The organism is Paenalicyclobacillus macrosporangiidus, from assembly GCF_900116805.1.
GTDB lineage: Bacteria > Bacillota > Bacilli > Alicyclobacillales > Alicyclobacillaceae > Alicyclobacillus_H > Alicyclobacillus_H macrosporangiidus.
Genome location: NZ_FPBV01000016.1, coordinates 1 through 21,889 on the forward strand (window position 1 = coordinate 1; position 21,889 = coordinate 21,889).

Consider the following 21,889-nt stretch of genomic DNA (forward strand, 5'->3'; position numbering starts at 1 on the left):
CGACGGTCGATATAATCCCCCCAACGGGGCAAAGCCAGCGACGTCACAAATTAGACACAAACGGTGAAATTACACCACTTGACGGGACACTACCCCCCGCCACGTTTAATCCTCCGTTGTGGTGAGACACTTGAATGTGAAAGCAGATTTTGTTGTGAGAAGCTTTGTTGCGAAGGTATACGCTGGAAGACCCTCACATGCCGACACCACACGGACAACCATCCCAAGCCTTGCAAAGGAGGAGAATCGCGGTGAGTTTGGCAGCGCGGTTGCGAGCGTACAAACAGGAGGAGCAGGACCTGTATTGGGAGGGGACGTTTGAACAGTATCTCGGGCTGGTCGAGAAGAATCCGAACATCGCCAATACCGCGCACGCGCGCGTGTACGACATGATTGTGTCGGCCGGCGTGGAGGAGGTGGACGGGCACAAGATCTACCACTTCTTCGACGACGAGTTGTTCGGACTGCAGATCCCGCTCGAGCGGTTGGTGGAAGAGTATTTTCACTCGGCGGCGCGGCGGCTGGATGTCCGCAAACGCATCCTCTTGTTGATGGGTCCGGTCAGCGGCGGCAAGTCGTCGCTGGTGACACTGCTCAAGCGCGGGCTGGAGGCGTACAGCCGAACGGACCGGGGGGCGGCGTACGGCATCAAGGGCTGCCCGATGCACGAGGAACCGCTGCACCTGATCCCGCACCGGCTGCGGCCGGAGATGGAGCGGGAGCTGAACGTGCACATCGAAGGGGACCTGTGCCCCGTCTGCCAGCTCCGGTTAGAGGAGGAATTCGGCGGCGACATCCTGCGCGTGCCCGTGGAGCGGATCCTGTTCAGCGAGACCAAGCGGATCGGCATCGGCACCTTCAGCCCGTCCGACCCGAAGTCTCAGGACATCGCCGATCTGACCGGCAGTGTCGACTTCTCGACCATTGCCGAGTACGGATCGGAGTCGGACCCGCGCGCGTTCCGGTTTGACGGCGAGCTCAACAAGGCCAACCGGGGCATCCTCGAGATGCAGGAGATGTTGAAGATTGACAGCAAGTTCCTCTACCACCTGCTCAGCCTGACCCAGGAGGGGAACTTCAAGGCCGGCCGGTTCGCGCTCATCTCGGCGGACGAGCTGGTCATTGCCCACACGAACGAGACCGAATACCAGGCCTTCATCTCCAATAAGAAGAACGAAGCCCTCCATTCGCGCATGGTGGTCATGCCCATCCCGTACACCCTGCGCGTCAGTGACGAGGTGCGCATCTACGAAAAGCTGATTCAGCAGAGCGATCTGCGCGACGTGCACATCGCCCCGCACGGCCTGCGCACCGCCGCCATCTTCTCGGTGCTGTCGCGCCTCAAGGAGTCGGCCAAGGCTGACCTGATGAAGAAGCTGAAGTTGTACGACGGGCAGGACGTGGAGAAGGGCGAGATCGACGTGAAGGAGTTGCAGGCCGAGCACCCGCTGGAGGGGATGAGCGGGATTGATCCCCGCTACGTCATCAACCGCATCTCCTCGGCGCTGGTCAAAAGCGACGCCCGCTGCATCAACGCCCTCGACATCCTGCGCTCGCTCAAGGACGGGCTCGATCAGCACGCCAGCATCACCTCCGCCGACAAGGAGCGGCTGCTCAACTTCATCGCCATGGCGCGCCAGGAGTACGACGAGGTGGTCAAAAAGGAAGTGCAGAAGGCCTTCGTCTACTCCTACGAGGAGTCGGCGCAGACCCTGTTCAACAACTACCTCGACAACGTCGAGGCGTACTGCAACCGGCAGAAGCTGCGCGACCCCATCACCGACGAAGAGGTCGATCCCGATGAAACCCTGATGCGCTCGGTGGAAGAGCAGATCGGCGTCAGCGAGAACGCGAAGACCGAGTTCCGCGAGGAGATCCTGATCCGCATGTCGTCGTACGCGCGCCGCGGCAAGGTGTTCCGCTACGATTCGCACGAGCGCCTGAAGGAGGCCATCGAACGGAAGCTGTTCGCCGACCTCAAGGACGTGGTGAAGATCACCACCAACACCAAGACCCCGGATCCGGATCAGTTGAAACGCATCAACCAGGTGCACTCGACGTTGGTGGACAAGCACGGTTACTGCCCGGTTTGCGCCAACGAGGTGTTGAAATACGTCGGCAGCCTGTTGAACCGGTGAGGGCAAGAGGGAGGCGTGCGCGATGAGCGTGGTGACCCACGACGACTGGTCGCTCGACCGCCGCGGGCAGAGCGCGCAGGCGCGCCACCGCGAAAAGATCAAGCAGGCCATTCGCGAAAACCTGGCGGATCTGGTGTCGGACCAGGGCATCATCCTGTCGGACGGCAAGCGGACCGTCCGCATCCCGGTGCCGACGCTGGACGAACCGCACTTTCGCTTCGATTACAACAAACAACAGCACGTCGGCCAAGGTGAGGGTGAGCCTGGCCAGAGCATCGGCCGCGTCGGCGGGGGCCAAGGGGCCGGCGGCGCGGGCGGGCAGGGCACGGGCCCAGGCGCATCGGGGGCGGGGGATCAGCCTGGCGAGCAGATCCTGGAGGCGCAGGTGTCCATCGAGGACATCGAGGACGCGCTGTTCGCCGACCTGCGGCTGCCCAACCTCAAGGACAAGCCCCCCGTCCGGCAGGTGACGGACGGGGTGGATTTCACCGACGTTCGGCCGCGCGGCATCCAGGCGAACATCGACCGCAAGCGGACGTTTCTGCAGGCGCTGCGGCGCAGCCGCCTGGCGGGACAGAAACTGGTCATCACGAAGGAGGACCTGCGGTTCAAGACTTGGGAGGAGACGCAGCAGCCGGGGTCGGGGGCCGTCGTGATCGCCATGATGGACGTGTCGGGCAGCATGGGGATGACGGAGAAATACATGGCGCGAACCTTCTTCTTCTGGACGGAGAAGTTCCTGCGCCGTCAGTACCAGAACGTGGAGATCCGGTACCTGGTGCATCACGCCGAGGCGTACGAGACGACCAAGGAGGCCTTTTACACCACGCGCGAGAACGGGGGGACCGTCTGCTCGACGGTGTTCCAACTGGCGCTGGACCTCGTCCGCCGCGACTATCCGTCCGAGCTGTGGAACATCTACCCGCTGTACGTGGGGGACGGCGACAACCACCCGGCCGACAACGAGCGGGCGGTGACGGTGCTGCAGGACCTGTGCGCCGTCTCGGCGATGACGGGGTATGTGGAGATCAACCCGTACAACCGCGTGACGGCCCTGTCCCGGCACGTCACGGGGCTTAATCCCGCGGTCTTCCGCTGGGCCACGGCCGGACATCCGCGGGACATGCTCAAGATCATGCGGGCGTTTTTCCGCGCCGACGCCGCGGCGTCGCGAGAGGGGGCTTGAGAGATGAAGCGTGAGGAGTACGCACGGTTTGAGCGGACCATCGCCTGGATGGAATCGCGCGCCCGCGAACTCGGGCTTGACTTTTTCGACATGCGCTACGAGATCTGCCCGGCGGACGTGGTGTACACCATCGCCGGCTTCGGCATGCCGACGCGGTACAGCCATTGGAGTTTCGGCAAGCAGTACCACCGCCACAAGATCGACTACGACCTGGGCCTGTCGCGCATCTACGAGCTGGTGGTCAACAACGACCCGTGCTACGCATTCTTTCTCGAAAACAACACGGTCCTGCAGAACGAGATGATTGTCGCACACGTGCTCGGGCACAGCGACTTCTTCAAGAACAACGCCCGGTTCCGGTGCACGAACCGCGATATGATAGACACCATGGCGGCGACGGCGGAACGGTTCCGGCGCTACGAGGAGAAGTACGGGGTGGCCCGGGTGGAGGAGGTGATTGACGCGGCGATGTCCATCCAGGAGCACGTGGACCCGTCGATGCGCGCGCGCCGGCGGGCGATGCGGGACGGTGCGGCCTGCGCCCATGAGGGCGGGGGTTTGCAGGAGAAAGACCTGCTCGGTTTTCTCCTCGAGAATAGCCATCACCTGGAGGACTGGGAGCGCGACATCGTCGCCGTCGTGCGCGAGGAGATGCTGTACTTCTGGCCGCAGTTGGAGACGAAGATCATGAACGAGGGGTGGGCGACCTTCTGGCACACCGAACTGATGCGGGAGATGGAACTGTCGGGGCAGGACGCCATCGACTTCGCGCAGCTGACGGCCAACGTCACGCAGCCGAACCGGTTCGCGCTCAACCCGTACAACGTGGGACTGGCCATCTGGCGGGACATCGAGCGCCGCTACGGCCGGGAGAAGATGTTCGAGGTGCGCGAGTGCGAGTCGGACACCAGCTTCCTGCGCAACTATCTGAACCAAGACATCGTGGACGCGTGTGAGCTGTACCTGTTCGAGCGGCGCGGCATCGAGTGGGTGATTGTGGAGCGGAATTACGAAAAGATCCGCGACCTGTTGGTGCAGCAGCGCATCAATGGCGGTTTCCCGGTCCTGTACGTGACGGACGGCGACGTGGGACGGATGGGGGGCCTGTGCATCACCCACGCCTACGACGGACAGGAATTGGACGTGCGGTACATCGAGCGCACCCTGCCGCGGGTGTACCGCCTGTGGGGCCGGCCGGTGACGCTGCGGACGGTGGTCGACGGGCGGACGGCCGAGTTCCGGTGCGAAGGGGACCACGTCTTGCGCCGCGTGGTGTAGGGGCGGTTTCCGGCCGAATGGCCGGTTTTTTTATTTTTTCTCATCCTTGACACGGCGGCTCCGTCATGGCATAAATAGCTATGTGAAGTAAAAGGTAATGTAAATAAAATATTTAGTAAGTAAATCTACAGCATCCCATCAACGTCTCATCGAACCATCCACGCTATCCGTATTCAACTACCTCTGTGCGTACGCTCATGCATCTCACACGTCTCGATTCTGTGCCAATGTGGAGGGAAACCAGAATGAACCGTCCCAACCATCCGGAAGGCGCAAACCTGGCGAACAGCGGCGAGGATGCATTCCGTCCGGACACGTCTTCGGCATCCGCCGAGTCGGCCGAACCGGAGCACGCGTCCATCAAACACCGTGGCATTCTCATCACCGGGCTCATCATCGCCATGCTGTTCGGCGCGCTCGATCAGACCATCGTCGGCACCGCCATGCCGCGCATCGTCGGCGAACTGGGGGGACTGGCCTACATGGCGTGGCTGACGACGGCGTACATGCTCACGTCCACCACCGTCGTCCCCATCGCCGGCAAGCTGGCCGACCTGCTCGGCCGCAGGGTGGTGTACGTCACCGGCCTGGCCATCTTCATGTTGGGGTCGGCGTTGTGCGGTGCCGCCCACACCATGAACCAACTCATCCTCTTTCGCGGGTTTCAGGGCATCGGCGGGGGCATCATGATGCCGATGGCCATGGTCATCATCGGCGATCTCTTCACGGGCGCCGAGCGCGCCAAGTGGCAGGGGGTGTTCGGTGCCATCTTCGGGCTGTCGTCCATCGTCGGGCCGCAGATCGGCGGATGGATTGTCGACGCGCTGAGCTGGCGGTGGGTGTTTTACATCAACCTGCCCATCGCGGTCATCGCCATCGTGTTCATCTCCATGGGGTTGCACAGCCACCGCCGCACAGAGCGGGTGAAGTTTGACATCGGCGGCATCGTGACCATGGTGGTCGGCGTCGTCAGCCTGTTGCTCGCACTCACGTTCGGCGGCAAGGACTACCCGTGGACGTCCTGGCAGATCCTCGGGTTGTTCGCGATCGCGCTGGTATCTCTCACCGCCTTTGTCCTCGTCGAGGCGCGCGCGGCGGAACCCATCCTGCCGCTCCGGCTGTTCCGCAACCGGACGTTTGTGCTCATCAACGGCATCGGCTTCCTGATGAGCGTCGGGATGTTCGGATCCATCATGTTCATCCCGCTGTTCCTGCAGGGGATCATCGGCATCAGCCCGTCGGCGTCCGGCACCGCCATGACCCCGATGATGCTCACCGTGATGGCGGGCAGCATGGTCGGCGGGCGGTTGGTGACGAAAATCGGCGTCCGTACGCAGACCACCATCGGCATGCTCATCATGGCCGCGAGCTTCATCCTGCTCGCGAACCTGACCGTCCACACCAAGACCTTGGCGGTCACCGGCTGCATGATCCTTCTCGGGATTGGGATGGGCTTGGTCATGCCGCTGCTCACCATCGCCCTGCAGGAGAGCTTCCCGCGGACGGAGCTCGGTGTGGTCACGTCGTCGAGCCAGTTCTTCCGGCAGATCGGCGGCACCTTCGGGATGACCATCCTCGGTGCGGTGCTCAACGCGCGGTCGAGCGCGCTGCTCACCGCCCAGCTCGATCCGCTGCTCCAACGCATCCCCGCCAATCCGATGGTGGCGCAGTTGAAGTCGATGGTCGAGACCAACGCGCAGGGCCTGTACTCGTCTCTGCTGAACCCGAATGCGCTGGCGCAGATGCCCTCGGCCTTCAAGGACACCCTGGTGCCGGTGCTCAAGTCCGCGCTCGTCGAGTCGCTGCACAGCGTGTTCTGGTTCGGTCTGGTGTTCATCCTGCTCGGCGTGGTGTGCTCGCTGTTCCTCGGAAAGATCCAGATCTCGAGCCGCCGCAGGGCGCGGCCGGCGCCGTCGGAGGCGTAAGGCGCCCCAAGGTTCGCCGCCGCGGCAAGTCGAGGTACAAGCTCATCGTGAAGGATGGGTCTCACGAGTCAATCTTCACGTAGTATCCTTGGCGGATGGTGTAGCCTGGCAAGGGAGTCGGCGGGGTGGCATGGAAGTAACTGCGAAGCTTCGCCGGCTCCGACAGGGCCACCCACGCCGAAGGCAACGGATTGTGCAGCAGTGCCTCCAGGTCGGCCACCAGTTTTGCACGCTTTTGATAGGCCGCACTGTCCTCTTGAAGGGGGAAATCGAGGGCCCAAATGATGTCTTGCGGCAAGGTTCCGTGAACCAGCCAAACCGGATCGAAGATCCACGAGTCCAATATGGTCTTGGTGTTCCCCTGCATCACAAAGTGGTTCCACATCAGCGCCAGGCCGTCTGCGGCGGAGGTCACCCGTTCCTGAAGAGCGTTCAGCATCGCTGTCTCATCTTGCTGCCGGATGCTGGCCGGCTCCGCCTGGATGACGTCCACTTTTGACGTTGCGGTCGGGTTGGCGGGGAGCAGCCCCAGCCACGAACCTGTGCCCACGTATACAATTCCGTTCCTTTCTGCGAACGCCGGAGTCACATCCCAGGTGCTCACCGGTGATGTCGACTTAGGGATGGGGAATACACAAACCTGTTGTGTCTGGACGTTGACGGCGACGATCCGGTCCCAGACCCGGTATCCCCACAATAACTCAGGGATCGGCGGATTCTCGGGGCCCTTCATGGCCAGCCACAGCCACGGCCCGGTCTGTCCGAGGATGCGGTTGTCGTAGCTGCCTGGATCTTCCCCTGCTGGGTTGATCAACGACGCATATCCGGGAATGGAAGAGGGAAGCGAGAAAGCTGGTTTTCCATCGTGAACGAGGGTGATCTGAACCGGTTTATGGCGGTTCACGGGACCGAAGCGGAGCGTCCAGGGTCCCGTATACTTTGCGGGCTGTTCCGCCGGGACGCCCTGGGAAGAGAACTTCCATGTTCTCAGGTCGAGCGGGGCTGACTGGTACACGATGTCACCGGCGGATGACGTGTCATAGGATGCCGTGACGGTCAGAACCGACTCCCGCGGTTGCAACCCGACAATTTGGGCATCACCGCCAAACACGGGTGTCAGGTCGATATAACGCCACCCCGGGATGACGGCGGGTATGCTCGCCTGCGTGACGTTCGCCGTCATGCCGGTCCGCGTGCCATTGGCCGGTGCGTCCGACGCGTCTTCCGAATGGCCAGGCACGGCGGTGCGTGCGAGTGGAGCGCACGCGGTGAGGGCGAGCGTCAATGCCGCCGTCTCAAGACAGGCTTTGGTCCAGCGTTTCATGGCGCACCTCCAAACACACCCACGGTCGATTCACGAATTGGGGTGACCCATTCGACAGGACCGCATCGGATGCAATCTTCTGCCTCCAATCGTACACCTGATTGTATAGAAATTCAGTAGGTTCACATTTCGGTGATTCATTCTTTGTGCGTGCCGGACGTATGCGGATACCACCAAGGGTACGGTACAATTGAGACAGTCGGAAAGGAAGGAGTGAATGTTGTGGAATACCGATCCTTGGGTGCAAGCGGCCTCAAGGTCTCCGTCCTGGGCCTGGGCACCAACGCGTTTGGCGGCCGCGCCGACAAAGAGACCTCTATCCGCATCATCCACCAGGCGCTCGATGGCGGCATCCACTTCCTCGACACCGCCAACATCTACACCGGCGGCCGGTCGGAGGAGATCATCGGCGAGGCCATCCGCGGTCGGCGGCACGAGGTGATCCTGGCCACCAAGGCGGGGGGCCGAACGGGGGATGGGCCGCTCGACGGGGGATCGTCCCGGCGGCACTTGCAGCAGGAATTGGAGCAGAGCCTGCGCCGTCTCGGCACCGATTACATCGACCTCTACCAGATTCACACGTTCGATCCCGACACGCCCCTGGAGGAGACCCTCCGCACGCTGGACGACTTCGTCCGCTCCGGCAAGGTGCGCTACATCGGGGCGTCCAATTACTACGCATGGGAGCTGATGAAGGCGCTCGGTATCAGCGAGCGGCTGAACCTGGCCCGCTTCGTGTCCATACAGCCGTCGTACTCATTGGCGGACCGGACCGTGGAGCAGGAACTCGTGCCGCTGTGCCTGGACCAGGGCATCGGCCTCATCCCGTATTTCCCGCTCGCGGGAGGCATTCTCACGGGCAAGTACACGTCGCCCGACGTGGTCCCGCCCGGGTCGCGCCTGGACAAAGAGCCGCGCTTCGCCAACCGGTTGACGCCGGAGCGGCTGGAGCTCGGCCGGCAGGTCGCCCGGATTGCGGCCGATCTCGGCGTCACCCCGGGCGCTCTGTCCATCGCCTGGCTGTTGCAGCGGCCGGCGGTGTCGACGGTGATTGCCGGGGCCAGCCGGCCGGAGCAGGTGGCGGAAAACCTCAAGGCTCTGGAGGTCAAGCTGGACGCGGCTACGCTGGCGGAGCTCGACCGCATCAGCCAGCCGTTCGTGTACAGCCCGCCGTTTGCGGCGTTCCGGTTGAAGTGACGGCCTGTTGCCGGGCAGGGCGGGCTCTGGCCCGCCCTTCGCGCAACTTCGCTTCTTCATCGAGTGCAAAACCCGGCTGGCGCAGGCCGCATCTGCACGCCCCGGCGTTGAGCGCTCGGGTTCATGGCTTCGGATTGTAATCCGGGAGTGAGGGCACCGTATTCATCTGCTCCGGATGGGGGAGCCCCTGCCACAGGTGACTGTGGAACATCCACAGGAACGTGACGATTAGCGACACCCCGGCAATCACGATGCCAATCATGGTAGCTTTGGTCTTCATGCCCATCCCCCCTTGTCAGCATGCCTCTCCCTTTGTCCGGGTATACCCGCTCATCTTCCTCCCGACCTGGTTTCATTACGAAAACAGAAATCTGCGACTGTGACAAATTCACCGGTTTTCTCGTCTATCTATCGTGTCTATGGTATCGTAGCGGCAGGCGGACCAACCGTTTCTATCCACGCTACCGATTCCCATCCCAGAGACGGGTGCCTGTGCACCTGAAGGAGATTTTGGAGGACAGAATGGAGAGAAAACGCGCCATAGCCGGAGCGGCCTCGTTCGCGTTGACCGCGGGGCTCATCGCCTGGCCGGGCGGGGCGGCGGTGTGGGCGGCCACGCAGACGTCCACGCTGGATCTGACCTCGCAGGCCACCGTCACAACGGACGTTCAGGGACAGTACGACGCGACGTTTTCGAGGATGGAGCAGACGTACAGCGGCCCTCTGTGGGGCGGGGACAGTTGGCGGGGCTTCCTGCGCCAGGGAGGACGGGACATCACCCTGACCCTGCCGCAGAGCTACAGCCTGCAGACCATCTCCATTCAGATGGAGCAGAATGCCGGCTCGGGCATCTACTATCCCAGCCACGTGGATTTCTCGGCCAACGTCAACGGCACCTGGGTGCAACTCGGCACCGTGCGGCCGGTCATCCCGCCCACGGACAAGCGGAATACCACCTACACCTTCCGTATCGACGCCAAGGGGGTGCGCGCCCAGCAGATCCGCATCTCGTTCCCGGTACAGGTGTGGGTGTTCGCGCGGCATCTGACCATCACCGGATCGACGGTCGGCGGCGGGAGCGCCGATCTGTCGCCGGAGACCGGCGGATCGCCCGGGGCGCAACAACCGCTCTCGCCGGGAGACGCGCGCAGCCATGGGATCCGAAACATGTTGCTCGCCTACACGGGTGACCACGGCGACGCCGGTACCTGGAGCACCGCCGACTTCCTGCCGATGGTCATGTACCAGCCGCAGAACGGCGCACCCGCGCAACACCTGTTCGACACCGTCCTGTTCCTGCCTTACAGCACCCTGCAGGACAAGCAGAGTGCCTGGCAGGCGTACCTCGACGATCTCTTCCGGCCCGGCCAACAGCTGTCCGCGCTTGACGCGGCGGTGGGACAAGCCAACCAGATCCTTGGTACGCCCGGGTACCGGGAGAAGGTCGTCATCGCCGTGCCGTATCCCGCCTACGGCGACGGCGTGTGGGGTGCGGCCAACGGCGGCAGCCTGACCTTCGATGGGTCGGCGCAGGACCCGAACGCCCTGTCCGCACGCACGCAGGCGGTGCAATGGTACCTCCAGACCCTGCAGGCCGATTGGAACCGGGCGGGATTCCAGAATCTCACCCTGGCCGGGGTGTACTGGGAGAATGAAGCGATTGATCCCGGCGCCCCCGCCGAAACCCGCCTGATCAGCGGCGCGGCTCAGGCGGCGCACGCGCAGGGCTGGCCGCTGTTCTGGATCCCGTTCTACGACGCGCCGGGGACGGACGCGTGGAGCCAGGCGGGGTTTGACGCCGCGTGGTTGCAGTCCAACTTCATCGAGCAGGGGGCAGCGGCCGACGCCCGGCGCATCACGGAGGCGGAGCAGACGGCGCGCCGGGAGGGCTTCGGCATCGAGGTGGAGCTCACGGAAGCGGTGCTCCAAGATCCCGGCATGGAGGCGCAATACCAGGCCTTCCTGCAGCACCTGCAGCAGGACGGCTTCGCGGGCGCGGTGTCGCACGCCTATTACGCAGGATCGAAGCTGTTGGTGACCGCGGCGCAGTCTCCAGATCCCGCGGTGCGCGCCGTGTACGACCTGACTGCGCAGTTCGCGCTGCAACCGTGAGGGAGGGATCGCGATGAAGCTACATCCATGGAAGGCCGCGATGGGACTGGCTGCCGCGCTCGTCGCATCGGCGATCCCGCTGGTGCCGGCGGCCGCCGCGGTCCAAGCGCCGCAGCACGCGATGCAACAGAAGCGGATTGTCCTCAATGGCAAGACCATATCTCAGCCGATGGGATTCGCCGACCACGGCACGGCCTACTTCCCGGGCTGGTACCTGATGCGCGCGCTCGACAGCCTGCACGTGACGAGCACCTGGGACGGGCGCAACTGGCGCATCACCGTGCCCAGCGGGATGAAGGTCGACTTGTCCAACATCGACGTCGGCACTGGCAATGTGTCCATATACCTCAACGGCACGCTCGTGAAGCGCGTCTACGACATCGTCGACGTCGATCCCGCGTCTCACCAACCCACCATGTTCATCCCGGTGTGGTACGTGATGCGCGTCTTCGATCGCTTGGGGATCCAGTCGTCCTGGAACGGCCAGACGTGGACCATGACCACGACGTCCGCCGGTTCGGGGAGCGGCTCGGGGTCCGGAGGTACCACCCCGCCGTCACCGCCCGATACCACGCCGCAGGCGTCGGATATCCCGGGGACCGTGTCGAAGGGAGCGCTCGTGGCGGACCTCGTCTCTGCCCTCGGCCTGTCGGTCTCGGCCCCCGCGACGAGTCCGTATGACGACGTCCCGGCCTCCGATCCTCGCTGGCCGGCCATCTCCACAGCGGTCTCGCGCCGCCTGATCTCCCCGTTCTCTGCCTCCCACTTCGGCGCGGGCGACGTGGTGACGCTCCAGACGGCGGAGCAGATGGTCTGGAACCAGCTCGGCATCACCAATGCCCGCTATCAGCCGGGCGGGAGCCTGGACGCGTGGGCGCAGTTCGTCGGGCTCACCGACGGCACGGTAGGCGGGCAATACCTGACGCAGGCCGACGAGGCGCGCTTTGTGCAGAACCTGCGCAATCTGCGCGCGGGCGGCATTGTGTCGGGCGGGGTGCTGCAGGTGCGGTATACGCCGCAGGACGAGTGGGTGTGGACGTTCGCCGGGGACCAGGCGCCGGACGGGACGCCGTACTATCCGACCGACGCGGCGATACAGGAGGCCATCACGAAGACGTACCGGTTCTTCAACGGGGTGACCGCCCGCCTGCAGGGGGGCGATCTCATTGTGCAGTTGCCGGTCGATCCGGACGGGCGCTGGTTCGCCTATGCCAGCACGGCGGGCGACCTGCAGTACAGCCTCGACGGCGGCAGCACTTGGACGGCAGCAGCGGCCTTCGACGGCCGGGAGCTCACCTCGCGGCCGGCGCAGGTGTGGGTGAAGGCGCCCGCTGGCGCACCGCTGCAGATCACCTTTAACAACATGGTGCCCGCCGCGAAGGGATCGGTAGTGCTGGGCTGGGTGAGCATCTCCGTCAATCCTTCCACCAGCAACCCGCAGGCGCAGCGCGTCTACCTGCAGTGACCTGGTTGGGTGCGTCGCGCTACGCACCTGCGCTGACGCGAGCCGTTTCGCGCGACGCACCCCACCCTATGGGATGCTCCTCAGGCGAAGGCACAAAGTTTCCACGAACCTCCGAAACACGTCGGGCGAGGATGTGGGGCATGCCGCGAAGCGGCTCGCTTTAGCGCACAAGCGAAGCGGCATGCCCCACATCCCTTAGTCGAGCGGTTTGAGGTTGGCGACAATCTTTTCGCGATGCGGCTCCAAAAACGGCGGCAGCACCACCTTTTCGCCGAGGGTGTCCGGGTCTTCGTCGACGGCGAAGCCGGGGCCGTCGGTGGCGATCTCGAAGAGCACCCCGTTGGGCTCGCGCAGGTACAGGCTGCGGAACCAGTACCGGTCCACGGGGCCGCTGTTGCGGACGCGGAAGGTCGTGAGGCGCTCGATCCACTCGTCGTACAGATGATCCGGGGTGCGGAACGCGACGTGGTGCACGCCGCCCGCCCCAGGCTCGACGGGCGGCAGGTCGGGTTGTTCCGCGACATGCAGCTCCGCGTGCGCGCCGCTGTCTCCCATCTCGTAGACGTAGACCGTGTGCGACGGGGATTCAGGATGCCGGTACTGGCGCACCTGGCGCATCCCGAGGACCTGGGTGAGCAGCGGATCGGTCCGCCGCAGCACCGGGACGCTGATGAGGATGGGGCCCTGGCCGCGGATCTGGTACGCCGCGGGCACGGGGCTTCTCTCCCACGGCTGATGGTCGTCCGCCTGGGCCCCCGTCGCTTCACGGGTGTGCGTTTCGTCTGAACAGAGGCGCGTTTCGCCTGGGGGCGGCGGTTCACTCCCCGCGCCTGTCACCGGGCCGGCCGTCTGGTCAATCAAGGCCAGGCGCTGTCCCTCCGGGTCTTCGAAGACGAGGGCGGGCCGGCCGTTCCACTCCGTCACGCCGCCGTGCGTCACCCCTTTCTCCTTCAACCAGTCCGCCCACCAATCCAGGGCCTCTCGGCCGTTCACGCGCAGGAACGTGCGCGTGATGCTGCGCGTCCCGCGGCGTTCGCGGGGCAGGTCCCAATCGAAGAAGGTCAGGTCGTTGCCGGGGATGCCGCGCCGATCGCCGCTGTAAAACAAGTGATAGGCGCTGACGTCGTCCTGGTTCACACTGCGCTTGACGAGGCGCAGGCCGAGGGTCTGCGTGTAGAAACGGTAATTGTCGCGGATCCGGGATGAGACCGCGGTCAGGTGGTGGATGCCGAGCAACTGCATGTGTGCTCCCCCCAATGGCTTGGGTTTGGTTCCACTGTATCACATGGAGCCACGGTCTGCTCAGACGCGCTTGCGGACGCGAAAGTTGTCCGCAAGGACCAGCCAGTTCTGCGGGAAGTCCGCGGGCAGCTCCCAGTAGCTGACACCGCGCAACCCGTAGCGTTTGACCGTGTCCATTTTGGCCTGGATGCTGCGGGCGTCCTCAAACCACACTTCGTGCCGCCGGCCCTGATTGTCCGTGTAGTGGTAATACGGCGCCTGATAGGTGGGATGGTATTGGATCTGGACCTGGTGCTGCACAGCCCGCCGCACCGCTTCCTGCGGGCTGAACGACTCGGCCAACGTGCCCTCGCGCCAGGGCAGGGTCCAGTCATACGCGTACACGGGCACGCCCATCAGGATCTTGTTGCGCGGGATCACGGACGTGGCGTAGTTGAGCACCCGCTCCACCTCGTTCATCGGCGCAATGGCCCACGGCCGCCCCCCAATCCAGCCCCACTCGTACGTCATCAGGACGACGAAATCGCACAGCCGGCCGTGCACGGGGTAGTCGTGCGCTTCGTACAGACGCCCGGTCTGCGTGGCGCTGACCTTGGGCGCGAGCGCGGTGGACAGCAGGTACCCGTTCTGGTGCAGCACGGTGCTCATGCGCTCGAGGAAGCGGTTGTACGGCTCGCGATCCTGCGGATAGATGTACTCGAAGTCGATGTTGAGGCCAGAGTACCGTTTGGCGCGCAGGGTCGCGAGGACGTTCTGAACGAGTCTGTCCTGGACGGCGGCGTCGTTGAGGACCGTGTGGGCGAGGTCGGAGTTGAACATCGTGCCGAGCCAGTTGGTGATCACCATCATCGGGGCGATCCGCTCGTCCCGCGCGATCGACAATACCGGATCCTCTCCCGGTGGTTCCAGCCCGCCGGCGGCGGTCACGTGGTAGCTGAACGGGCTGAGGTAGGTAAGGTACGGGCCCGCCTGGCGCAGGAACTGCTGGCCGCGCGAGCCGAAGTCGGTCAGGTAGCCGTTGGTTTCGATGGTCGGCCGGGGCCGGGACGGGACGCGCAAGGCTTGGCCGGCTTCTATGCGGGAAGGATCAGAAATGCCGTTCATGGCGGCGAGCTGCGCCGCGGTGGTGCCGTACCGGCGGGCGATGGCGGTCAAGGTGTCGCCGGGCTCGACGAAGTACACGCCTTCGGGCGTGGGGATCACGAGGGCCTGGCCGACCAAGAGGACGTCCCGGTGCGGCAGCGCGTTGACGGCGGCGATCTGGTTCATGCTGACGCGGTAGCGCCTGGACAGAGTCCACACGGTCTCGCCGCGGCGGACGACGTGAATCTGCATCGAAACACCCCCTTCGTCGGGCGGATTCCCACCCAGCCTATGCGGGCGGGCGGGGCGCCGGCTGGGCGAGAGCCCGAAGGCGCGCGTCCGGCCCTGTCACCTGATGCGCCGCCGCCTCGTCTCCTCTGATGAAAGGGGAGGTACAGGATGAAGATGAAGACCATTTCGCTCTTGACGGGGCTGGCGGTGGTGGCGGCCATCGCCGGATGCGGCCCGGCAGCTTCGCTGAGCCCGAATGCCGGGAACGTCCCGGGCGGGAGCGTTGCTGGCAATTTGACGGGCAACACGGCGGGCGGGCAGCCCGCCGTCGGAGACCAAGGCGGGTCGGGCAACCTGTCTCCAGAACAGGCGGGGGCTGGGGCCGCGGATCAGACGGGGAGTCTGCCCGAATCGGGCGCCCCGGCGGCAGGAGGGACCGTTTCGGGGGGGCAGGCCGGGACCTCGGGCGGCGTGGCGGTGCCGGCCGAGATGCCGCTGTCGCACATGGACCTGGATGGGCTCGACGCGGTGTCGTTCGCCGACGCGACGACGGGGTTTGTGGCCGGCAAGTCGGGGATCCTGCGCACGCACGATGGCGGGCGGACCTGGGCGCAGGTGTACGTGTGCCCGGATCCGATTCTCGGCATCGACGCGAAGCGCCCGCCGCAGGACCAGGGATCGCAGGGGCAGACGGGCGGACGCGTGTACGTGTGGGCGTACACATACACCTATCTGCTCGCCAGTACCGACGGACGGTATTTCACCCGGATCAACGTTCCTGGGCTGGGCCAGGGGCACATCACCTCGTTGTCCGCGCTGCCGGACGCGGGGGTGTGGCTGGCGGCGGGAGGGGCGGTGTACGTGTCCGATCCGATGAACGGCGCCCTGCAGAAGCGGTCGCCGGCGGGCGCCGCGGTGACGGAGGTCGCGGCGGTGTCGGATGAGGTGGCGTACGCGGCGGCGGGCCGGTCAGTCTACCGGACGACCGACGCGGGCCGCCACTGGACGAAGGTGTTCACCGCCCCGTTGGGGCAGGAGGATGTCCGCGGGGTGTGGCGCCCTCGCCTCGTCGCCGCCGGCAACGACGTGTGGGTGATGTTTTACGGGGGCGGCGCCGGGATGAGCCAGGTGGCGTACGTGATCTACCACAGCGGTGACGGAAGCCACTTTGCGCCGGTGGCGTACGAGGGCTACTTCCAGAGTCTCTACCCGTCCGTTCATCTGCCGCCCAAGGCGAACATCGGAGCGCAGCCCGGGCCGATGGAAGCCCTCGGCGGGGGCAAGGCGGTCTTCCTCGGCTGGGAGCCGCGCGGCACCGGTGACAGCGTGCTGATGACGACGACCCCGGACGGGGGCAAGTCGCTGCGGACGCAGCCGGTGAAGACGGCGGACAGCCAGGCGCCCGACTTTTTCAGCGGAATTGCCCTGTCGTTCTCTGATCCGGCGCACGGCTGGATTGCCGGGACAACGATGGACAAGAAACCGGTCGTGTTGCGGACCGTGGACGGAGGAAAGAGTTGGGCACCCGTGCCGTGAGGAAGGGGCCTGCGGGATGACGGAAGGAGGCGGCCGACCATGGAGAACCGGAGATGGCCCAAGCGAATTCGAGAACAGGGCTGGACATACGACGACTATGCGGCGTTGCCTGAGGAAGTCGGACGGTTCGAGGTCATCGACGGGGCGTTGGAGGCGATGTCTCCTGCGCCATCGCTGCCGCATCAGGTCATCTCGCGCGAGCTGTACAGGCACATGAGCCGGTGTGACGATGAATACCTGGTGCTGTACAGCCCGCTCGACGTGATCCTCTCCCCTCGGCACGTCCTTCAACCGGATTTGGTGATGATTCACCGGGACAGGCTCGAGATCTGTTCTGTGCGCGGCGTGGAAGGTCCCCCGGACGTGGTGGTGGAAATCCTCTCGCCTTCCAGTGCGGACAAGGATCGCGGGCGAAAGATGCAGGTGTACGCTCACTTCGGTGTCCCGGAATACTGGGTGGTGGACCCGGACGCGGCGGTTTTGGAGCGTTACACGGCGGACGAAGGCGGTGGGTTCCGGCTCGCGGCGGCGTATCGGGAGAATCAGACGGTCATGTCCAATCGCTTCCCTTGCATCCGCTTTTGCGTGCGGGACGTGTTTCAGGCGGTGCCGAAATTCCGCTCGTAGAGGGCGATCGCGTCGGGAAAGGGCAATGTCCCGGCGATCTCCAGGCTCTGGCGTACCCCTGGTGCCCCCTCTTTCGCATTCCCTTCTTGTGCATCCCCCTCTTGCGCTTCGCCCCGGCGGCGTACGCCGCCGGGGCTGCCACGCACAACAGGCTGTCGCTTCACATCCGCATCACAGCGGCCGCACACCGCCAGGTGTCTGCATGAGGGTGGCGGCCTGGACCACCGCGATGGCCGCGTCGGAGAGGCGGACGGGGCCGCCGGCGTTAAACCGGTCGGACTGCAGCGGCAGCAGGCCGAGCGACACCGACAAGGCCGCGGCGGCGAACTGGCTGTCACCGATGTCGGCGGCGTCGCTCGCCTTCAACTGGAACAGATCCGGGTGGGCGAGCAGCGGCCCGTAGCCGAGGGCGCGCGCCAGGAGGGTGGCTGCGAAGCCGCGGGTCAGGGTGGCGTCCGGATCGAACGGCTGTCCCTGCGGCAGCCAGCCGAGCTCGTACGCAACGGCGATCTCCTGGTACTGCGGCGACGTCTTGGGGACCTTCGCCAATACCTGCATCGCCTCGTTGGTGGCGGCTGCGGCGGCGTCGTACCGGTACTGGTAGCCGAGGGCGTCCACCAGGAGCTTGACGAACGCGCCGTTGGTCAGGTTCTGCGACGGGTGCACGTTGCCGTCCGCATCGACCGGGATGAGCTGGCGGCTGACGAGCAGGCGGATCTGGTCGGCTCCGGCGACGCCGTCGAGATCGCGCAGGGGTCCGGTGTACGGGACGGGCGTCTGCGGGGGCTCGAACTGGCCGGTGACGGCGTTGAACAGGTCATTGCTGGTGGTGTCCGCCAACGGGGTGTACACCAGCACCACCCGGGGTTGCGCCGACGAACCGGACGATCCGGTGGCCTGCCCCGTCTTGCTGGCGACGATGGCGGGCTGCGTGAGCAGGTACACGAGGGACAGCGGGCGCTGCGTCACCCAGACCTGTTGTGCTTTTGCCACCGGGATCGCCTGGGATGGATCCGGCAGATTGGCGCCGTCATCCGCGACCGGGCTGTTCATCCAGAACGATTGGATGCGGCCGGTTTGCGGATCGACATGAAGGGAGCCGGACCGGGCCTGGTCAGGGATGCCGTGGACGAGCTGAACGACTTGGTAGTCGGTCTGCAACGACGGATCGGCCGACTTTTGGACGGGCATGGGGAGCACGGCGATGGCGCCGGTATTCCGGGCGAACACCCGCTTGACGAATGCGTTCACGGCGTCGGTGATCTGCGCCTGGCTGACGGACTTTTGCGCCTTTTGGTCTTCGGGGGAGGACGAATATTGGTTGAACTGGGTCAGCAGGCCGTAGGTGGCGTCGACCGTGGCCGAGACCACCTGACCGTCGGCGGTCTGCCAGGTAAAGTTCCACGTCGTCTGCCCCTCCTGCGGCTGCCATTGGTTGACCGACTGCAGCCGGTCGGACGCCTGGATCCCGAGCGCCTGCCGCGCGAAGTCGAGGGCGGCTTGCTGGGACCAGTTGACCTTCGGCGGCATCACAGGCAGGGTGGGCCCGCCGGGGACCAGGGGCTTTGGGGTCTGGTAGGGTTGGACGGCCACCGGATTGCCCGCGGCGTCGATGATCTTTCCACTGACGGCATCGATGACGGGCCAGCCGCCGATCCGCTGGTTGGAGAAGTTGTCTCCGGGCCAGCCGAGGAACGATGATGGCGTGCTGACGTACAGGAGCGCCGAGGTCGCCGGCCCGTCCGGGCGGTAGATTTGTTGGTACTCCAGATGCAGTTGCAGGGCGTTTCGGTAGATCTCATCGGCCTGAGTCTTCGGGACAGCCTTGCCGGCGTCGGGGAACGCGGCGTCGGTCCAGTGGCTGCGCACGCCGAGCAACTCCCCGTTCTGGCCGATGGTGATGGAGAATCCGTCGAAGGGCGCCGGGATGCCGCCCACTATGCGCTCGAAGTCGTACGTGTACGAGGTCGCCCCCTGCAGCGATCCGTAATTCGCCTGCAGCGGTTGCACTTTCACCTGCCCGACCCGGTTGGGGTACAGTTTGTGCGCCCACTCCTCGGCAATGGCCTGCGCCTTGTCGGCCGATACGGGGACGGGATAGACAAAGTGGTCCTGCTGAGGCGGCTGGTTGAAGTTGACGACGAGACCGGTGTTGGCGTCGACGGACACGCTGATGACGCGGCCCGGCGCCGGCATGGCGCTCTGGTAGGTGAAGTTGTACGTGGGCGGCTGCCCGGTGGCCGGCGCGTCATTGTAGGACCGGCTCTGCAGGACGTAGCCGTCCGGGATGGGGATGGCCGATTCGACGATTTTCTGCGCCTCATCCATGCTGAGTTTCGGCGGCTGAGGGCTCGCGGCGGTGACGGTGTCGGGATAGCCGGATCCCAACGCTGCCGTGTCCGCCGTGGTATGGGGGGTGACCGGGTTTGTGGCCGCCAGGGCGGCCAGCGGCGCACTGGGCCACAGCAGGGCGCCGATGACGCCCGCGGTCATCACGCGGGCCCCGGTGTGCGCGAGGCGATTCGGAGCATGCACGTTCCACTCTCTCCTTCGGTGCAGGATGAATTCATATGGAATAGACGAGGGCCGGGGGACGTTTGTGACGGACCATTCTGAGCATTTTTCATTCGTGGCTCCACCCTCCGGTTGGCCTAGCGCTTTGTCCCGATGCGGACTGCGGCGGCATCGGTGGCACCTTCGCCACGCGACCTGTGGGGGAATCGGTGTTCCCGGGAGATGAATGGGGGGGCTGTGGCCACCCTTGTCAAAGGGGTGGCGAACGAAATGCATGGATGGGACCAGGCGGGGATCATGCAGAATTCGTCTGTGCCGGGCGGCACGGGCCGGTGAGACCAGCGCGATCGCGATGCAATGCCCTTGGAGACATCGGGTTTGGGACTGTAATAAACGAATTGCCCTTATCGTCCCCGGGGCTGGAATGGATAGCGACGGCATTGTATTTATCCTGGGGACGTAGGGCGGTGTTACTGACGGAATTGCATGTAAGCAGGCGGATGGGCAGCAGAGACGGGGGGTACGGGGCGGATAACGCAAAGAAACCGTCTTGTGGCATCCGCGGGGGCTGAGTTAAGCCCGAAATGTACACAATGATGCAGCGCCCGAGCCGGATAAGGTGGAAAATGTTTCTCTCCTGGCTCCGCCCCATGTCTCCACAGCGGATGTCCGTGGCGCCACTCCAGATTGCATAAATATGTACTATAATGCATACAAAGGAGGGCCGACGAATGGACATCATGCCAGGAGGCGTCACCAGCCCGAAGGGATTCCGGGCCTCGGGGGCGCACATTGGGATCAAAGCGGTGAAGGCGGAGGGGGTGGCACCGCCAAAAGATCTGGCGGTGCTGGTGAGCGACGCACCGGCGGTGGTGGCGGCCGCCTTCACCACCAACCGGGTCAAGGCGGCGCCCGTGCTGTGGTCGCAGCGCGTGGTCGCGCGACAAGCGCCCGTACGGGCGGTGGTCGTCAACAGTGGGAATGCGAACGCGTGCACGGGGGATCGCGGGCTCGAGGACGCCATCCGCATGGGAGAGGCCACGGCCGAGGCCCTCGGGGTGGAGGCGGAAGAGGTGTTGGTCGCGTCGACCGGCGTGATCGGCGTGCCCCTTCCGATGGACGTGGTGCTGCGGGGGATCCCGCAGGTTTGCAGCGCACTGGCGGCGACGCCGGAGGCGGGAGAGGCGTGCGCGGAGGCCATCCGCACCACCGATACGTTCACGAAGCAGGCGGCGGTGCGGATGGAGATTGGCGGCCAGGTGGTGACCATCGGCGGGATGGCCAAGGGTTCCGGGATGATCCACCCGAACATGGCGACCATGTTGGCCTTCCTCACCACGGACGCCGCGATCTCGCGCGAGATGCTGAACAGGGCCCTGAAGGCGAGCGTGATCGACTCGTACAACATGATCTCCGTCGACGGCGACACCAGCACCAACGACACCGTCGCCGTGCTCGCCAATGGGCTGGCGGGGAACCCGGTCATCGCAGAGGACGGCCCGGACTTTGCGGCCTTCTGCGCGGCGCTGCACGCGCTCAACACGCATCTGGCCAAGCTCATCGTGCGCGACGGCGAGGGGGCGACCAAGCTGATGGAGGTGGTGGTGCGGGGCGCCGCGGATGTGGACGCCGCCCGCCGCCTCGCGCGCAGCGTGACCACCTCCAACCTGGTCAAGGCGGCCCTGTTCGGTGCGGACGCCAACTGGGGCCGCGTGCTGGCGGCGATGGGCTACTCCGGTGCGCCGTTCGATCCCGCCGGCGTCCACATCCGCTTCACCAGCCCCGGCGGCTCGGTGACCTTGATGGAGGACGGCGAGCCGCTGCCGTTCGACGAGGACCAGGCCCTGCAGGTGCTGCGAGAATCGGAGGTCCGGGTGGAGATTGACCTGGCCGACGGCGATGCCCAGGCGATTGCGTGGGGGTGCGACCTGACGTACGACTACGTGCGCATCAACGGCGAGTACCGCACGTGAGCGGATCGCCGGGTGGCGGCGCTACCACCGGGCTGATGAACCGGGCTGCCAGACGCGG

At 65.1% G+C, this 21,889-nt stretch carries 15 protein-coding genes; 10 read left to right on the plus strand and 5 right to left on the minus strand.

Going from position 1 to position 21,889, the window contains the following annotated elements:
• The first annotated feature begins 251 nt into the window (after positions 1 to 251).
• The 4 genes from BM357_RS12965 (at position 252) to BM357_RS12980 (ending at position 6,527) form a co-directional block, all read left to right on the plus strand.
• The gene (locus BM357_RS12965) at positions 252 to 2,138 is read left to right on the plus strand and encodes a PrkA family serine protein kinase (protein WP_074954145.1); all 1,887 of its coding nucleotides are present in this window, start codon (positions 252 to 254) and stop codon (positions 2,136 to 2,138) included.
• A gap of 22 nt (positions 2,139 to 2,160) precedes the next feature.
• Complete coding sequence (locus BM357_RS12970) at positions 2,161 to 3,324, plus strand: DUF444 family protein (protein WP_074954148.1); 1,164 nt, start codon at positions 2,161 to 2,163, stop codon at positions 3,322 to 3,324.
• Between the two features lie 3 nt (positions 3,325 to 3,327).
• The gene (locus BM357_RS12975) at positions 3,328 to 4,602 is read left to right on the plus strand and encodes a SpoVR family protein (protein ID WP_074954151.1); all 1,275 of its coding nucleotides are present in this window, start codon (positions 3,328 to 3,330) and stop codon (positions 4,600 to 4,602) included.
• A gap of 245 nt (positions 4,603 to 4,847) precedes the next feature.
• Positions 4,848 to 6,527, plus strand: coding sequence for an MDR family MFS transporter (locus BM357_RS12980; RefSeq protein WP_083430492.1), 1,680 nt, complete (start codon positions 4,848 to 4,850; stop codon positions 6,525 to 6,527).
• Between the two features lie 61 nt (positions 6,528 to 6,588).
• Here BM357_RS12980 and BM357_RS12985 read toward each other — a convergent pair whose 3' ends face one another.
• Complete coding sequence (locus BM357_RS12985) at positions 6,589 to 7,851, minus strand: hypothetical protein (protein ID WP_074954154.1); 1,263 nt, start codon at positions 7,849 to 7,851, stop codon at positions 6,589 to 6,591.
• A 222-nt stretch (positions 7,852 to 8,073) separates the two neighbouring features.
• Between BM357_RS12985 and BM357_RS12990 the strand changes: the two genes are divergently transcribed.
• Positions 8,074 to 9,048 (plus strand): aldo/keto reductase, encoded by a 975-nt coding sequence (locus BM357_RS12990; RefSeq protein WP_074954157.1) that lies wholly within the window; start codon positions 8,074 to 8,076, stop codon positions 9,046 to 9,048.
• Positions 9,049 to 9,169: 121 nt separating this feature from the next.
• Here the strand turns inward: BM357_RS12990 and BM357_RS19905 are convergent, their stop codons facing one another.
• A complete protein-coding gene (locus BM357_RS19905; protein WP_175511530.1) occupies positions 9,170 to 9,328 on the minus strand; it encodes a hypothetical protein in 159 nt (52 codons plus the stop codon).
• Positions 9,329 to 9,570: 242 nt separating this feature from the next.
• Between BM357_RS19905 and BM357_RS12995 the strand changes: the two genes are divergently transcribed.
• Positions 9,571 to 11,160 carry a DUF4855 domain-containing protein gene (locus BM357_RS12995; RefSeq protein WP_074954160.1) on the plus strand — a complete coding sequence of 530 codons (1,590 nt, stop codon included), beginning with the start codon at positions 9,571 to 9,573 and terminating at the stop codon, positions 11,158 to 11,160.
• 13 nt (positions 11,161 to 11,173) lie between these two features.
• A complete protein-coding gene (locus BM357_RS13000) occupies positions 11,174 to 12,625 on the plus strand; it encodes a hypothetical protein (RefSeq protein WP_074954163.1) in 1,452 nt (483 codons plus the stop codon).
• A 195-nt stretch (positions 12,626 to 12,820) separates the two neighbouring features.
• On the opposite strand, the gene BM357_RS13005 is transcribed toward BM357_RS13000, so the two are convergent.
• Positions 12,821 to 13,867, minus strand: a complete 1,047-nt coding sequence (locus tag BM357_RS13005; protein WP_074954165.1) for a ring-cleaving dioxygenase — start codon at positions 13,865 to 13,867, stop codon at positions 12,821 to 12,823.
• A 60-nt stretch (positions 13,868 to 13,927) separates the two neighbouring features.
• Positions 13,928 to 15,202, minus strand: coding sequence for a glycoside hydrolase family 18 protein (locus tag BM357_RS13010; RefSeq protein ID WP_074954168.1), 1,275 nt, complete (start codon positions 15,200 to 15,202; stop codon positions 13,928 to 13,930).
• Positions 15,203 to 15,349: 147 nt separating this feature from the next.
• On the opposite strand from BM357_RS13010, the gene BM357_RS13015 reads away from it, so the two are divergent.
• Positions 15,350 to 16,717 carry a hypothetical protein gene (locus tag BM357_RS13015; RefSeq protein WP_074954171.1) on the plus strand — a complete coding sequence of 456 codons (1,368 nt, stop codon included), beginning with the start codon at positions 15,350 to 15,352 and terminating at the stop codon, positions 16,715 to 16,717.
• Positions 16,718 to 16,756: 39 nt separating this feature from the next.
• Positions 16,757 to 17,344, plus strand: coding sequence for a Uma2 family endonuclease (locus BM357_RS13020; protein WP_074954174.1), 588 nt, complete (start codon positions 16,757 to 16,759; stop codon positions 17,342 to 17,344).
• A gap of 171 nt (positions 17,345 to 17,515) precedes the next feature.
• On the opposite strand, the gene BM357_RS13025 is transcribed toward BM357_RS13020, so the two are convergent.
• Positions 17,516 to 19,879, minus strand: coding sequence for a YcdB/YcdC domain-containing protein (locus BM357_RS13025; RefSeq protein ID WP_074954177.1), 2,364 nt, complete (start codon positions 19,877 to 19,879; stop codon positions 17,516 to 17,518).
• A 710-nt stretch (positions 19,880 to 20,589) separates the two neighbouring features.
• On the opposite strand from BM357_RS13025, the gene argJ reads away from it, so the two are divergent.
• Entirely contained in the window at positions 20,590 to 21,831 is a 1,242-nt protein-coding gene (gene argJ / locus BM357_RS13030) for a bifunctional glutamate N-acetyltransferase/amino-acid acetyltransferase ArgJ (RefSeq protein ID WP_074954180.1), read from the plus strand.
• Positions 21,832 to 21,889 lie beyond the last annotated feature (58 nt).

Excerpts from the sequence above, each read along its gene's own strand:
- BM357_RS12975 (WP_074954151.1), top strand. The coding sequence starts at position 3,328 with ATGAAGCGTGAGGAGTACGCACGGTTTGAGCGGACCATCGCCTGGATG.
- BM357_RS13015 (WP_074954171.1), top strand. The coding sequence starts at position 15,350 with ATGAAGATGAAGACCATTTCGCTCTTGACGGGGCTGGCGGTGGTGGCG.
- BM357_RS19905 (WP_175511530.1), bottom strand. The coding sequence starts at position 9,328 with ATGAAGACCAAAGCTACCATGATTGGCATCGTGATTGCCGGGGTGTCG.
- BM357_RS13020 (WP_074954174.1), top strand. The coding sequence starts at position 16,757 with ATGGAGAACCGGAGATGGCCCAAGCGAATTCGAGAACAGGGCTGGACA.
- argJ (WP_074954180.1), top strand. The coding sequence starts at position 20,590 with ATGGACATCATGCCAGGAGGCGTCACCAGCCCGAAGGGATTCCGGGCC.
- BM357_RS13000 (WP_074954163.1), top strand. The coding sequence starts at position 11,174 with ATGAAGCTACATCCATGGAAGGCCGCGATGGGACTGGCTGCCGCGCTC.
- BM357_RS12970 (WP_074954148.1), top strand. The coding sequence starts at position 2,161 with ATGAGCGTGGTGACCCACGACGACTGGTCGCTCGACCGCCGCGGGCAG.
- BM357_RS12985 (WP_074954154.1), bottom strand. The coding sequence starts at position 7,851 with ATGAAACGCTGGACCAAAGCCTGTCTTGAGACGGCGGCATTGACGCTC.
- BM357_RS12995 (WP_074954160.1), top strand. The coding sequence starts at position 9,571 with ATGGAGAGAAAACGCGCCATAGCCGGAGCGGCCTCGTTCGCGTTGACC.
- BM357_RS13005 (WP_074954165.1), bottom strand. The coding sequence starts at position 13,867 with ATGCAGTTGCTCGGCATCCACCACCTGACCGCGGTCTCATCCCGGATC.
- BM357_RS13010 (WP_074954168.1), bottom strand. The coding sequence starts at position 15,202 with ATGCAGATTCACGTCGTCCGCCGCGGCGAGACCGTGTGGACTCTGTCC.
- BM357_RS12980 (WP_083430492.1), top strand. The coding sequence starts at position 4,848 with ATGAACCGTCCCAACCATCCGGAAGGCGCAAACCTGGCGAACAGCGGC.